Raw genomic sequence first — 15928 nt, forward strand, 5'->3', positions numbered from 1 at the left:
CTGGCTATACTTGCTTATATGAAATTTATTGTTGTATAATTTGCCATTGCTGGTTTGTACCGGTATTGGTATTCCACTGGATAATGCCTGCGCCATTGGCCACAGAGGCACCATTCACATCAAGCGCAAAACCGCTGTTACGGTTTATGGCCTTATATACGCCGGGGCTAACAGCCATTAGTTGCCATTGCTGGCTATTGCCCCCGTTCCAGGCCTGTTGTATAATGCCTGCGCCGGCCGTTGCAGAACTCATATCTACATCAAGCGCCTTGCTGCTGTTACGGTTGGTAATTTTATAAAAGCCGGCATCGTTATCTGCTATAACCCATTGCTGGTTATTGCCACCATTTTGCGGCCATTGAATAAGGTTTGCACCATCAGCTGTAGAGGCTGCGTTAACATCCAGCGCCTGGCCACTGTTTTGGTTTAAAAAGCGGTAAAAGGCACCCGTGTAAAACACATCGGTACCGCCGGCACCTACGCCCCAGGCATAAGTAAGGCGGCTTAAACCGGTTGCATTGGTGTTTGATATGGTAAGGCTTGTGCCGCTGCCGTTTATTTGCTGCATAGCATAACTATCGCCGGTCCGTATACCGGGCCAGTACACACTGCCCATGCCGAAGGCCCGCACCTGGTTGGTTAGACCCTGCAGGTAAGCTATCTCCTGGTCGCCGCCTATGGCCCCGGTGTAATTTTTTCCGCCCGTCATGGGTACGCCAAACTCGGTAAGTACAGCGCGGTTGGCATAATTGCCAATATTAGCTTTAAACCGGCTCTCCCATTGGGCAGCCGTTGTATTGGTACCGTTGCTAAAAAAAGTATAATCGTGGATAGACAACAAACAGCCCGAAAAACGGCTATCAGCGCCTACACCGTTAAGGTCTTGCGAATAAGAGGTGCCGCCTATCAGTATCCTTGCTTGCGGCACTGTAGGGTAATTACTCAGCCATTGAGCACAAATGGTTGTCCATTCGGTAAGTGAGTAACCATGCGGCTCGTTAAAAATTTCGAAATACACACGGGCATTGCTACCGTATTTAGCAACAACAGTTTGCCACATGGCCCAAAATTGAGCCATATCATCAATACGGCCATCTGCGGCAGATTTGCTCTCCCAACAGGCCAGTATCACATTCATATTTTTTGCAAGTGCCTTATCAATAAGCCCGGTGTATGAATTCCACCAGGTTTGAGACACCGTTGGGTAATTTACCGGCAGCCTTACAGTATTAGCGCCGGTATTGTTTTGCACGCCCGTTAATACGTAGCTTGCTTTTGAAGATACGGTGGCATAGGTATCAGCAGATGATAAGCCGCTAAGCACTAATATACCGTCGGCAAAATTATCGCCATCTGCTGCCCAGTTTATGCCTTTTAATGCGCTGGCAGCGGTAGCATCTGCCTTAACAATAGCAGTTGTGGTTACCGGTTCGTCTACAGCCGGTACTGTCTCTGTAGTTGCCGAAGTCGCAACTTTATCCTTTTTACACGCCGCCATAAGGCAACACAAAACCAAACACCATACCTGCCGTGTTTTCATAAGGAGTTAGATAAAAAGTTTGAAAAAGGGGGAAGAGAAAGCCCTCCCCCCTATATGATGATATATGGGTTAGTAACCCGCGTTTTGCTGTAATTGCCCGCCCGAAGCTTGTATCTCGGTGCGTGGTATAGGCAACCAGTAATGTTTAGTTTGGAAACTGCGCCCATCCAGTGCCACTTTTGGCGTGTACACAAAGCTACCGTCTGATGCTTTGGTGATAATAACACCGCCAGCCGGTTTATTTTCGGTCACGTCGGCAATTTTCCAACGGCGCACATCGTAAAAGCGGTGCTCTTCAAAGGCCAGCTCCACGCGGCGCTCGTAACGTACAGCATCGCGCATTTGCGATTGCGTTAAACCTGCAGCCAAAGCCGGCATATTAATACCCGGGCGAGAACGGATCAGGTTAATAGCAGTACGCGCGCTTAGGGTTGCCCCTGCCGGGATAACATCCGGGCCATTAGCTTCGTTAGAGGCCTCAGCAAAGTTCAACAATATCTCGGCATAGCGGAAGTAGATCCAAGGCTGGAAACCTGCGTTGCCCCATGGGTTTTGCAACGGGTAGGCATCGTTCATGTACTTACGCAGGTAGTAACCTGTTTTAGTAGTATTCCAGTTGCTGTCGCCATCTTTACTATCCTTACCGCCCGGTATAAAGGCCTCGATAGTACGTTCCCTGTATGCCGAACCATTGTGTAGCACGGTTGCATTAAAGCGCGGGTCGCGGTGGTCATAAGGGTGTGTAGGGTCGTAGCCCGATGTTGGGTCGGTAATAGCTTTACCGTTATCCATCTCATAATCGTCTACCAGGTTCTGCAACGGCGTATTGCCTGCCCAGCCACCATAGCCATTTGGCCCGTTGGCTATCTCCAAGTGGGTATGATTATCGTTTTTAGTGTAAAGGCGCTCAAATATCATCTCGTTGGTTTCGTTCACCAAAAACATGTTATTATAGCCGCCTGTGTATATGCCATATTTATTAAGGCTTATTACAGCTTGCGCAGCTTTTTCCGCATCGGCCCAGGTACCGGCACCTTCATACAAAGGACTTGCTGCATACAATGCCAGGCGCGATTTGAGGGCCAAAGCAGCACCTTTTGTAGCGCGGCCAAGCATCCAGCTGCCATCGTTACTCACAGGTAGTTTAGCAGCTGCATCGTCGAGCTGGGCCAAGGTATAATCAAGGCTTTCTTTAATACTCGCGCGTTTAAACAACGCAGGATCCTGCAAATTGTCGGTTAGTTCGTATACTTTATCGCCAATCAAAACCGCGCCGCCATAGTTACGAATGATATCCTGGTACCTGAAAGCCCTGATAAACTTCAATTCGCCTTCTATACGTGCTTTGTGGCCTGCGCTCATGGTAATCTTAGGCAAAATGCTGAGTGCATAGTTACACTCGCGGATGCCGCGATAGCTGCGTGCCCACAATACACCGGCACCACCCAAATTCTCGGGGGCCAGTTGCCCGCGTTGGATCAACCAGGTATCATCATCGTTATTGTAGATAGATTCATCGGTAAGCGAGCTCCACATGCTGTACTCAAAGCCGCGGCCAAAACCCGGTACGGTACCATCGCCTTCTTTATTTTGTAATTGGGTACCCAAGTACCTGTTGGTTACATAAGCCTCAAACACGGCGGTATCTGCTTCTATAGCCGATGTTGCTATCCTATCGGTTGGCTGTACCGATAGAAAATCTTTTTTACACCCGCTTGCAACAAGCGCCGTTAGTGCAAAAAAGTAAAATGTATTTTTATAATTTCTTTTCATGATCCTTTATATTAAAATTTCACGTTTGCACCTAAGTTGATAATACGCTGTTGCGGGTAAAACTGGCCGCTGCCATTCACACCCTCAGGGTCGTAGTCTTTAATTTTTGTAACCGTGAAAAGGTTGAATGCGCTTGCATACACACGCAGGCCCGATATACGGAGTTTCGACAGCACAGATGAACCAAAATTGTAGCCCAACTGCACGTTTTTCAGCCTCAGGAAGGCCGCGTTGTTAAGCCAGAAGGTGTTGGCATACTGCCCGCCGCTAATGGCGCTTGATGCACGCTCTGTTACGCGCGGATAAGTTCCGTTAGGGTTGCTGGCACTAAAGCGGTTATCGGCCCAACTGCTGTAAAAGTTACCAATGGTACCGGTTTCGGGCAGCACATATTGGCTAACCTGCGATTGGCCCGAGAACAACATCGAAAGGTCGAAGTTTTTGTAGGCTGCATTTACGTTGAAGCCGAAGGTTATTAATGGGATGTTACCATATTTGGTACGTACACGGTCGTCGGCAGTAATTTTGCCATCACCGTTATAGTCTTCATACTTCAGGTCGCCCACTTTAGCGCCGGTTACGTGCGGATAACTATCTAAATCTGCCTGGGTGCGGAAAATACCGATGCTGTTATACAGCAAATAGGTATTTAGCGGATGCCCGGTTTGGCTTTGGTAATCAAGCGTACCTTTGGCTTCGTCAATAAATATGATCTTGCTTTTTGCGTAGGTCATGTTGCCCGATACACCCCAGCTAAAGTCGTTACCGCTTTTGTTGTAACCCAGCGTAGCCTCAAAACCGGTGCTGTTTACTTTACCAATGTTTTCAGATGGCACCAGCGGATCGGCGTTGTAAGGGTTTACTATACCCGATGTTGCCGGCAATGATGCGTTACGTGTGGCCAATATACCCGAGCGCTTTTGTTGGAAGTATATACCCTCGAAGGTGAAATTCTTCAGGAAAGTTGCGTTGATACCGATATCCAATTTCCGGGCAACCTCCCAGGTAATATTAGGGTTAGCCAATTTTACCAGGTTAATGTTCGGCTGAATAACCGGTGCGCCTGCGTTAGTATCATAAGCCACAAAGCCGTTGCCTACAATTACGTAGTTGTTAAAATACTGGAAACCGTTCACGGCATCGTTACCCAACGAACCGTATGATGCCCTTATCTTCAGGTCATCAAAAAACCTCACGTTGTCTTTAAACCAGTCTTCTTTTGAGATACGGTAACCTACCGAAGCCGATGGGAAGTAACCCCATTGTTTGCCTGCAGGGAAAATAGAGCTACCATCTGCCCTGAACTGGCCCTCGAACAAGTATTTCTCGTCGTAGCTGTAAGCAAGCCTGCTGATGATGCTTCGGCGGGTGTAGTTTGAGCTGTAGCCCGAGTTAAGGTAATCAGTAGCTGCGCTGCCGCCCTGCGAAAGCTCCGGCAATTGCGACGATAGGTAGTTAAAACGGGTAGCGTCAAAATAATCGAGGTGGTTTTTACTTTGCTCGTAGCCTACAAATGCATTTATATCATGCGCACCAAAACGGCGGGCATAGTTTAGTTTAATGTTAGAGGTTATGAGCGACTCGTTTCTTTGCGATTGAAATAGGGTTGCTTTTTGATTGTTACCCCCAACAACAGTAGCGGTATAAGTATCGCTCCCCTGGTTGTAGGTATAAAGGTTATACGGCTTATTGAAGTTTTTGGCAAAGTTGTAAGACCTATCTACCGAGAAGAAACCATCAAGCGAAAGCCCTTTTAAAGGAAGCTGGTAGCTACCGCGTAAAATAGCATTCAGCGTTTGAAGCGGATTATTTGCGGTGCCGCCGATATCAGTTACCTGTACGGCAGGGTTGTTATCTTCGATACCCCTTGTTGGCAAGCCATTCGGATAAAAGGCAGCTACGATAGGTTTTGAACGGTATATCGACCTGAAGATACCATCGGCCCCAACCATCGGGAACTGGCGCCTTTCGTCGCGGCCCGAAAGTGATAAGCCTACTTTTAATTTGCTGGTAACATTAGCATCAATGTTTGAGCGGAAGTTGTATTGCTTGTACTTGGTTGCCCCGTCTTTATAAATACCATCCTGGTAAATGCTACCTAAGGACACAAAATACTTAACATCATCGTTACCGCCACTTACCGATAGGCTTTGCTGGTTTTGCAGCGCCTGCGATTTTAAAGTTGTCTTCAACCAATCGGTATTAGGGTAATTGATCGGGTCAGAACCGTTCCTGAATTTCTCTATCTGCTCGGCGGTATAAGCCTGGTTAGGGCCGCCGGCGCTGTTGGCATCAAGGGCAACCTCGTTCATCAGCTGCGCGTAAGTTGCCGCGTCGGCCATTTTTGGCAAACGGGTTGGCGAACTGAAACCCTGGTTAAATGAATAATTGATGGTTGGCTTGCCTGTTTTACCGCGTTTGGTGGTAACCAATATAACACCGTTTGCAGCGCGGTTACCGTAAATGGCCGCAGATGCATCCTTCAGTACCGATACACTTTCGATATCGTTAGGATCGAGCCTTTCCAAGCCACCTATCTGGCCCGGAACACCATCTACCACTACCAGTACATTGTTGCTGCCTGTTGTGGCCAAACCCCTTATGGTAATACCCGAACCATCGTAGCCCGGTTCGCCACTGCGGTTATTTACAATTACACCCGAGAAACGGCCGGCAAATGAGTTAGAAAGGTTGGGCTGCGGGCTTTTTACCAGATCGGCACCTTTTACCTGCGAAATAGAGCCCGTTACAGTGGCCTTCTTTTGCGTTCCGTAACCTACCACAACTACTTCGCTTAGCGATTTAGAATCCTCGCTCAGTTGCACATTAACGGTAGAGCGCCCGTTTATGGCAACCTCCCGCGTAATGTAACCGATGAACGAAAATACCAGCGAGCCGTTAGGGTCTTTTACAACAAGGGTGAACTTACCGTTCACATCAGTAACAACGCCTTGCGAAGTACCTTTAATAGCAACGGTTACTCCGGGTAGCGGCAGGCCTTTCTCGTCTGTCACAATACCCGTTACCGATTGGTCTGCACTTTTGGCAAACTTAATGGAAAGGCCATGGGCGGCACCGTTTGCCATAGCCGGAGAGGCAAATGGTATGGCAGAGATGAGCAATAAGCCAAAAGCTGCCCCTGCGCGTCCATGTGGTGAAAATCTCTTCAGTAGATCTTTTCTCATGTTTTTTTAATTAAGGTTAAATAATAGTTGGTTAAGTTGCGTACGTGCCGCTGGTGATAAGCCGGGTAAAAAACCTGCAGATCTTTTACATTAAGCAAAAACAGTAAGGCGCGTACAATTGGTTTATGTTGCTAAGGTCGAGTGAAAGATGTAATAACAAGGGTGGTTAATTCTCAAATTAAAAGGGGTAAAAACGTATTTTTATAGGTAAATCATTAAAAAAAGCCGGTAAATGCCCACATAAACAAAGTTTTTGTTTTACTATGTCCGCGGCTTTTGAAAACGATAGTAACACGAGGTATTATTGACGAGTGATCTCTAAAAACACCGGGCAGAAACTTAGCTTGATTTTGGGTTTACTTTTTGCCGTTAAACTTGCCGAGTACCCACGCACCAACCAACTCGCCTTGTTTTTTACCATTGGTAATACCATCCTGAAAGTGGATGCCCCCCAGTAACCTGGAATACCCGGCTTCGGTAGCCGCACTGTTGAATGAGCTAAAATTGCGGGGCTTAATGCCGAACGACACTTCCACGTCATCGGTATAGCTAAACTTATCGCCAAAAAAAGAAGTAAGTATAGCGGCAGCCGTTGCCGAGATAAACGAATGCCCGCTGAGGTACTCGGGAAATGGCGGTGTTTGCAAAAAGGAGTGCCACCTCGGATCCATATATTTATGAATGGCCGTTTCCGGGCGGATGCGGTTGGTTTTATACTTTTCGTTCCAGCAGCTTATAAAGCTATCCATTAGCCCAATGGCCACCATGGTATGTACCTGCACCGACTTTTCAAAGTCGACCCCGGCTTTTTTGCAGGCGATACCGGTTATACCCATCCAATGGGCACCGGGCGATATCTTTTTAAGCCCTATTTGCATGTGCCCGTTATCCTGCACGGCAAAGGGGTTGCAATCCCAAAAAGCGGCTACAGTTCTCTGCTCTTCGGATAACGAATCGGCATCAAAACTGTGGCACTGCAGCAGATACTTATGAAATTCTGAAGATGTATCGGTAGAAAACCGAGCCGGCGGAGCAGGGACAAATTGCGCAGCAGATGTTAGCGTAAGCGGCCTTACTGTGTTAAAATAAGGTTCTACAGCGGCAATATATGCCGGCGGCGTAGGATCCCAGGAACCGGGAGTACCCTTTAATGTATAGCGTTTGTAATTACTTATTTTGTTGTAACCATCGCTTTTAGCATAGGCAATTATCTGCGCGCTTATTTGCTGCGCGAATTTAGCGGAACTATCAATGCAACTTTGAGAAAAGCCCTCGTTTAGGCAAGAATCTATCAACTTTTGCCGAAACTCCTGTAAGGCTGCCCCCGATGGCTGTAATTTTGATGCAGTAGCTATCATGGCAAATATGGCACTCAGCCGGGTATCGAAACCTTTGGTTGCAGGCTTTTTAATAACGGGATAGTTATTCAACACCCCATCGAGCTTGCGCAATTTGGGATTATTGGCGCACAAAACCTCATAACCCGAAATGCAGGTATACGAAAAAAAACGAGCAGCCAGCGGCGGGTTGGTTACATCATGCACCATTCTATCCGCCATCTGGTTGATAACTTTTGTAACATCAACCGATGTTAATTGCGGCGCAACCCTTGCCGACCTACAAGCCGTTATAGCAACGGCAACAAAAATAAAAGCAAGAAAATTGTATAAATTTTTCATCGCCGGTTTAGTTGATAAGCACGCATAGGCTGTTGATTAATACCGAACAGAATTTTATTGCCAACGGTGGTAACACTCCGCACATCTCCCCACAGGTTAAAGCCCGACGCTTTTTGGCTTATGGTTGTAAAGCTTCCATTTTTACCGCCCTTTAACAGCAGCCCAAAATTGGCATCAGCCTTGCCGAAACGTAACCTGGCGTTATTAGTATTTCCGCACAACAACAGGTCGGTAATGCCATCACTATCGTAATCTAATTGTGTTATAGTAAATACCGGCGAAAACTGAGCCTCTGCAGGTAATTTCGCCTCATGCAATTCGCCCTTGACATCGCTTAAGAAAAGTGTTGTGGCCAGCGTGTTAGCGGTAAGGCGGCCTGCGCCCTGTAATTCTTCAGCAGAAAATATATCATTAAGGGCGGCATCGGCATACGATTTATAATCGGTAAAGCGGCCCCGCATCATGCTCATCTGCTCCAGTAACTCATCCCGGGTTACAAAGGGGTAGCTTTTATGGTTAATGTAAAAGCACAAGATGGGGTCAATAGCGCCATTCTTATCAAAATCTTTAAAATACAATTCAGCAGGCTCGGCATCACTAGCTTTGCATTGCGTGTTGGTACCCTGATTGCCCAATACCAGGTCGGGATGCCCATCGTTATTCAGGTCTGCTACGCTTATGCAATTCCACCATCCCGAATGTTTTTTGGAGACGTACTTAGCGGTTTGGTCTTCAAAGCTATTGCCTTTATTGATATAAATTGTCACGGGTAGCCACTCGCCTACTACGATCAGATCGGGCCGCTTATCGCCGTTCATATCTGCCCAGGCGGCATCGGTAATCATGCCCAACTTTGCCAATTGTGGAAGGTATTGCACGGTAACATCCTTAAAATGGCCCTTACCATCGTTAAGCAGTAAATAACTTTGCGGTGCCTCGGGGTAACGGCCGGGAACAACCCTCCCACCCAGGAAAATATCGGCAAAGCCATCGCCGTTTATGTCCGCCGCCTTTGCACAGCTTTTACTGGTATGAAGCGCGGGCAAGGTATTTAAGGCTTTTATAAAATTGCCTTTGCCATCGTTTAAATATAAGTCATCACCGAGGACCTCATCGCCGGGTTGCAAATCGTGGTAACCGCCCGATGCACAAAGCAGGTCGGGGTGCCCATCATTATTCGCATCAAAAAACAAGGGGATAACTTCGCTTTTCAGCTTGTCGCCATCAAAAACCGAAAGGCTTTTCTTTACAAAACCACCGGCTGCATTCTGTATAAAAAGTGCGGATGGCTGGCCGCTGCCTCCGCCTATCAAAATATCTTCGAGCCCATCGCCATTCACATCAGCCTTTGCCGTACGTGGCCCCGAAAATGATAGCGCATTGGTTAAGAGGGGCTGCCTCTTAAAATCATTAATTTCGGTAATTGACGAAGTAAAGTTAACCGGGCTGGCAATCTCAGAAAAAGCAGGGCGTGATGAAGGTACATTAGCAGTTGTTACCGTTGCATCTTTCTCCGAAACATTAAGCGTATGGTTAAGTACAGGCCGCTCAATAATTTGTGTCCTTCCGGTTGGCCATTGTATTTTTAAGGTATCCACCGCTTTAGTTTTGCCCAAGCCAAAATGGATAATTGTGGTAACTGTTGATTGGTACCCACGCGCCGGCATTTGCTGAATGGTTTGCTGTTTACCCTGCGCATAAACTGTAACCTTTGCCCCTATTCCGTCGGTATTTTTATTGTTGCCTTTTAGTTTAACATCCAGGTAATTGTTGCCGGTTGTTGCGTTGGCGTTGTTTTGAAATATGGATGCAGGTTGGTTAACGTTGTTGATCACCAGGTCCAAATCGCCATCGTTATCCAAATCGGCGTAGGCGCTGCCATTGCTGTTAGATGGCCGGGTAATGCCCCATTTGGCAGATACATCTTGATAGGTAAACCCGCCCGTGTTTTGAAACAGGTAGTTTTTAACATCCGAAGCGGGCATCTCTTTTACCAGGTTAAGCAAGTCCTGGCGCATTACGCTGCGGTCTTTCAAGTTATCGCCCATATACTTCAGGAAATCCATATTAGTATAATCGCGCAGAAAACCGTTAGATACAAAAAGGTCCTTCCAGCCGTCGTTATCATAATCGGCAAATAGCGGTGCCCAACTCCAATCGGTATTAGATACTCCCGCCAACTGCCCTACCTCACTAAAAGTGCCGTTACCGTTGTTTACATGCAGCATGTTACGCATGTACTGGTAGTAAAAACCCGCCTTTACGTTCATGTTAAAGTACTCGTAATTATCGGTACCCATTAATAACTTTTGGCGGTAATTATCTTCGGGCAGCATGTCGAGCGTGTAAATATCCGGGTGCCCGTCGTTATTAATATCGCTAACCTCGTTCCCCATCGAATAGAACGAGGTGTGCCCCAGTGTTTGCGTTAATTTATTGGTAAAGGTTCCGTCGCGGTTGTTTATATACAGTTTATCGGGTACACTGTAATCATTATCCATATAAATATCGGGCCAGCCGTCGCCGTTAATATCTGCTATACCCGCCGCCAGCCCGTAGGATATGGTTCCGTTCTCTATACCCGTTGCGGCGGTAACATCTTCAAACCTGTCGTTATTGTTTTTTAATAGCCTTGCCCCCCGCTCCGTATCCTTGGTTTTCACCAAATCTTTAAGGGCGTATACATCAATATTATTCAGGCGTTCGGGGCTGTGGTTAACCAATAGCAGGTCAAGGTCGCCATCGTTATCGTAATCAAAAAAATAACCCTGGGTGCTGTAAGATGGGAAGTTGAGCCCGTATTCGTTCGTTTGGTCTTTAAACTGCGGTATGCCTTGCGCGTTATTGCCCTGGTTTATCATCAGCTGGTTCACCCGTTTTTCGGGGCGCAACTTTCCGGAGTAGCAAAGGTAAAGGTCGGGTAGCCCGTCGCCGTTTATATCGGCCACGGTAGTACTGGTTTTCCATGGCCCGGGGCGGCCCGCAACACCGGCTATTGTCGTAATATCCTCAAATGCCATATTGCCTTTGTTGAGGTACATTTTATTATCCACCATATTACCGGTGAAATAAATATCCTGCAGCCCGTCGCTATTAAAATCGCCAATGGCAACACCGCCGCCATTGTAAAAATACTCGTACACCAACACGTTGGTATTTAAGCCCTCGGTAAGTTCATTAATAAAACCTATATGCGTTTTGGCAGTATCTAATTCATTAAAAAGTGTTGCCGTGTCGCCATTGTTGCCGGAGGAGCCACCTTTGCATGCCGACAGGAAAAGCGCACAAAAACACAGGCCTGCGCAAATAAGGTTAATGGGGCGGGGCGTATACCCCGGGTATTGCCGTTTCATAAATAAGGGGTAGCCGGCTTTTACAGCGGCGTATAGTTTACATTATAATTGGTAGGGCAATATACCCTTAGCATGCTTAGGCCTGCGGGGGCAAATCGTGATAATTTACGGGGTAATATCGTAACACCAACTTGCCAAGCGGTGTTAAAAATGGCCGCCTTAATTACCCGTTCTGCCTATAAACTCATTAGTTACCATATCTTCCGCAAGGTTTTTGCGGTACTTTTTCATGTACTGCGATGGGTTGACGCCAAACACCTTTTTAAATTGCTCTCTGAAGTATTTGATATCATTTATCCCTACCAAATACGAGGTTTCGAAAATATTGTGGCGGCTGTTGATGAGTATTTCGGCAGCCTTACGCAGCCTGATAAACCTGATGAACCCGCTTGCAGACTGACCAGAAATGAACTTTATTTTTTTGTATAAGGAGGAATGCGAGATCCCCAATTCTCCCGCCAATGTTTGGATATTAAAGTCGGGATCCATCAGGTGTTTTTCTACAACCTTTATACAATTATCAAGGAAGGTTTTATACTCTGCCGGTATTTTCTGGTTGGTGGCGTTTAGGGTTATTTCGTTATAAAAATACTTCTGCAGGTTATTTTTATTGCGGAGTATACCTGCTACGCGGGCCTTTAACAACTCTTTATCAAAGGGCTTACTAATGTAATCGTCGGCACCGCCCTCTATACCCCTTAGTTTAATTTCGGGCGAGGCGCTGGAGGTAAGCAATATAACCGGTATGTGGCTGATACTGATATCTTCCCTAATGGCGTTACATAGCTCTATCCCGTTCATTTCGTCCATCATTACATCGCTTATAACAATATCAGGCAGCACCTCTTTAACAAGCTCCAAACCATATCTGCCGTTAATAGCGGAATGAACTTTATAGTCGTTTCTGAAAAGGAGTTTCAAATACTCCCTTATATCGTCATTATCGTCTATGATCAGTATCGATTTTTGGTCGGCAGTGGTATCGGGTTCATCAGCAAGCGCTATAACGTCGTCAATGGAATTTTCTACCATCTCGGTTGCTACTAATTCCTGCAGTAAAACAGAGGGTGCGGCGCTATCTTCGTAAATGGTATGGCTTGCCAAATGGCCGCTCCCCATAAGTAGTGTAACAACAAACCTGGTGCCGCCGCCTTCATTATCCTGGTGGCGAATAGTACCGGAATGGCTTTCGACAAATTTTTTGACCAGGAACAGCCCTATGCCAAAGCCACCTACCGATGGGCCTTTGCCACTCTCCTGCTGGTAAAACCGCGAATAAAGTTTCTCTTCATCTTCTTTTTTAATGCCATAGCCGGTATCTGCCACCTCAATAGTAACCTCGTGCTGATGCGTGGTAAGCTCCACTTTTATACAGCCGCCTGCTGGTGTAAATTTCATGGCGTTAGATATGAGATTGAACAGCACTATCTCCATTTTCTCCCTATCAACAAACAGATCGATATTTTGAGCGCTGCAAACAAACTCGAAATTGAGCCCCTTGGCTTTGGCCTGATGAGTGAAACACAGGAAAACTTCTTTACAAAGCTCCACAATGTTAAGCTTGCAAATGGTTAAGTTGCCTGCATCCGAATCGGCTTTGCGGAACAGCAGCAGCTGGTCTACCAAGCTCAGCAAGCGTTTTGCGTTACGGTAAACTATATTCAGGCTGCTGGTATCTACCTCCCTTTCGTGATAAAGCAACTCTTTTATCGGGTTGATGATCAATGTTAACGGCGTGCGGAACTCGTGCGAAATATTGGTAAAAAACGACAGTTTACGTTCATTCAATTCTTTATCCTTCTCTGCCGATAGTTGTGCAAGCTTAACCTCGTACTTTAAGTGTGCCTGTGTTGAGCGGTACAACAGGTAATAATAAATAAGCAGCCCCAGTGCCAATGCATAGCATAAATAAGCCCACCAGGTTTTGTACCAGGGCGGCAGTATTTTTACCTGCAGCGTTGCCTGATCATTAAACCACACCCCATCCTGGTTGGCGCACTTTACTTTAAAAGTGTAGTTACCGGGCGGCAGGTAACGGTATACGGCCAAACGCTGATCGCCCACAAAGTTCCAGGTTTTATCGAGCCCCTCCAGTTTGTAGGCAAACTCGCCCTTTTGAGGATAGGCATAATTCAGCGAAGTATATTGGATAGAAAAAACTGATTGGTCGGGCTGCAAAACCAGTTCGTGGGTTTCATTAATGGCTTTTGAGAGTTCGCTGCCGCTTCCCGGCTGTTGCTGGTTCTCTTGCCGGTTACCAAAAACCTGGAAGCCTGTTATTACTACTTTAGGCTTAAAATTACTTTTGCTTACGGCTTGGGGGTTAAAAATATTAAGCCCTTCTGTTCCGCCAAAATACATAGTGCTGTTTTGCCTGTCGTAAATTGCCGAACCAACGTTAAACTGGCCTGCCTGCAATCCGTCGGAGCCATCAAAGTTAGTTACCGTCTGCTTTTGGGGCTGTATGTTAGATATGCCTTTATTGGTGCTCACCCATAAAGATTGGTTGGCCCCCTGTTGTATGGCATAAACAGTATTGTTGGCCAGTTTATTCTGCTCGTTAAAATACCCGAAGGTATGTTTATCAGTATCGTACACCCATAAGCCATCTCCCTCGGTACCTATCCATAGCTTGTTTTGGTATAATTGCAGCGCAAATATTACCTGGCTTGGCATAAAACGTTTTTCTTCGGCAACGGTAAAAAACCTGCTGAATTTTTTTGATTTAACATCAAGGTAGTTCACGCTGCCGCCATAAGTGCCCAATAACAAATTCCCTTTTGCATCTTCAGCTATCGCCCTCACATCGAAAGAATTTAAAGAGCTATTGGCCGGTGTGTAGTTGGTAAAGCCGCCCGTGGCCGGGTCAAAAAGGCTAAGACCTCCGCCGTTAGTACCTACCCACAGGTTTTTATGGCTATCCTGAAATATCACCCTAACATCGTTGGCACCAAGGCTTTTGGCATCGCCTGCTTTGTGGCCGTAATTGGTAAATGAATCGCTACCGGCGTTATACCTGAACAGCCCCTTTGCATAGGTACCAAACCATAAATTGCCTTCCCTATCGCAGTAGCCGGATAAAATAGCATTATCCGTTAAGCTGCCCGGGCGGCCATCTGCATAATAACGTTTAACTACGCTGCCATCGGGGCGCGACTTGTAAATACCATCGCCATCGGTACCAAACCACAAAAAACCTTTGCTATCGCGGCACATGCCGTAAAACCTTACCAAACTCTTGCCCGAAGGGTCTTCATGCACCTTTTGTATACGGGTAAATTTCTCGCTGTTACTGCTCACCATGTATACGCCTTCGCCGTAGGTGCCTACCCAAATGTTATGATGGCGGTCGCGGTAAATGGCCTGAACCGACCGTTGCGTTATGTTATAACCATCATCGCCCACTACAGGCATCAATTTAAAATCGGCGGCGTTACCGGCAAATTTATGAAGCGATAGTTTGTAAAGCCCACCATCCTGAACGCCAATAAGCAAGTTTCCTTCCTGGTCTTCATTCAGCGAGATATAGGTATTGCTTCTTACATCTTTTTGCTGTGTTTGAAAACGGGTGAAGGTGCTTTTAGCCCTGTCGTAATAAAGCAGCCCGGTAGCGGTGGCTATCCACACATTGTGCAAATGGTCCTCAAAAAAACCGTTTACCCGCCCGGTTACCCTATTATCGGGCGGCAAGGTGTTTATCCCATTGCCAAGCACCCGCCCGTTTTGCTGGCGAAAAATATTAATGCCGCCGTCGTTGGTTCCTATCCACAGTAAACCTTTAGAGTCTTCCATTATGGATACAATAAGGTTGCTACTCAGCTGTGGTAAATTAGTGCGGCTATAATTATTGAATTTGCCGCTTTGGGGGCTGAAGTAGGAAAAGCCCGAACCGTATGAGGCTACCCAAAGGTTACCGTTATCGGCGTTTACAATGTTATCCACATCGTTTTTAATGGCACCGCCTGTTCTGAAGTTATAGTGCGTAAATTTCTCGGTCCGTGTATCAAGCTTGCTTAAGCCGTCTCTGGATGATACCCAAATACAACCGGTGCCATCGCTAAAAATGTTTTGAACGTAATTACTTGTTAAGCCTGTAGCGTCGCCGGGTTTTGCTTTGAAAACCTTAAATACCGAGCCATCAAAACGGTTTAAACCATCGCTTGTAGCAAACCACATAAAGCCATCTGCATCCTGCGTAATACTGTTTACTATGCCGAACGACAGCCCGTCTTTCAACGCGTATTTAAGCACCTTGTTTTTTACAGGATCCTGCGCGCGGCAAAAAACTACGGCAAACAACAGTAAAGCCGATAAACAAAAGCACTTCATCCCAAGCGAATTAGCAACACATCTCATAGTAGGGGTATACAGTAATATTTACAAAGTGGCCGGGCTACC

Annotated in this window: 6 protein-coding genes; all 6 read right to left on the minus strand. The window is 46.5% G+C overall.

The genetic code is table 11. The annotated features are described in order from the left end of the window. Positions 1–25 precede the first annotated feature (25 nt). Entirely contained in the window at positions 26–1540 is a 1515-nt protein-coding gene (locus tag BC343_RS14450) for an RICIN domain-containing protein (protein WP_078348495.1), read from the minus strand. A gap of 69 nt (positions 1541–1609) precedes the next feature. Continuing rightward, entirely contained in the window at positions 1610–3313 is a 1704-nt protein-coding gene (locus tag BC343_RS14455; protein WP_078348496.1) for a RagB/SusD family nutrient uptake outer membrane protein, read from the minus strand. A gap of 11 nt (positions 3314–3324) precedes the next feature. Further along, positions 3325–6498: a SusC/RagA family TonB-linked outer membrane protein gene (locus BC343_RS14460; RefSeq protein ID WP_078348497.1), complete on the minus strand. Its 3174-nt coding sequence runs from the start codon at positions 6496–6498 to the stop codon at positions 3325–3327. 356 nt (positions 6499–6854) lie between these two features. Next, positions 6855–8177 (minus strand): vanadium-dependent haloperoxidase, encoded by a 1323-nt coding sequence (locus tag BC343_RS14465; protein WP_078348498.1) that lies wholly within the window; start codon positions 8175–8177, stop codon positions 6855–6857. Next, entirely contained in the window at positions 8174–11530 is a 3357-nt protein-coding gene (locus BC343_RS14470; protein WP_078348499.1) for a VCBS repeat-containing protein, read from the minus strand. Before BC343_RS14470 ends, BC343_RS14465 begins: the two co-directional genes overlap by 4 nt. Before the next feature lie 159 nt (positions 11531–11689). Further along, positions 11690–15886 (minus strand): hybrid sensor histidine kinase/response regulator transcription factor, encoded by a 4197-nt coding sequence (locus BC343_RS14475; protein WP_078348500.1) that lies wholly within the window; start codon positions 15884–15886, stop codon positions 11690–11692. Between the last annotated feature and the right edge of the window lie 42 nt (positions 15887–15928).

Origin of the sequence: Mucilaginibacter pedocola, from assembly GCF_002013915.1 — a bacterium.
GTDB classification, from domain to species: domain Bacteria; phylum Bacteroidota; class Bacteroidia; order Sphingobacteriales; family Sphingobacteriaceae; genus Mucilaginibacter; species Mucilaginibacter pedocola.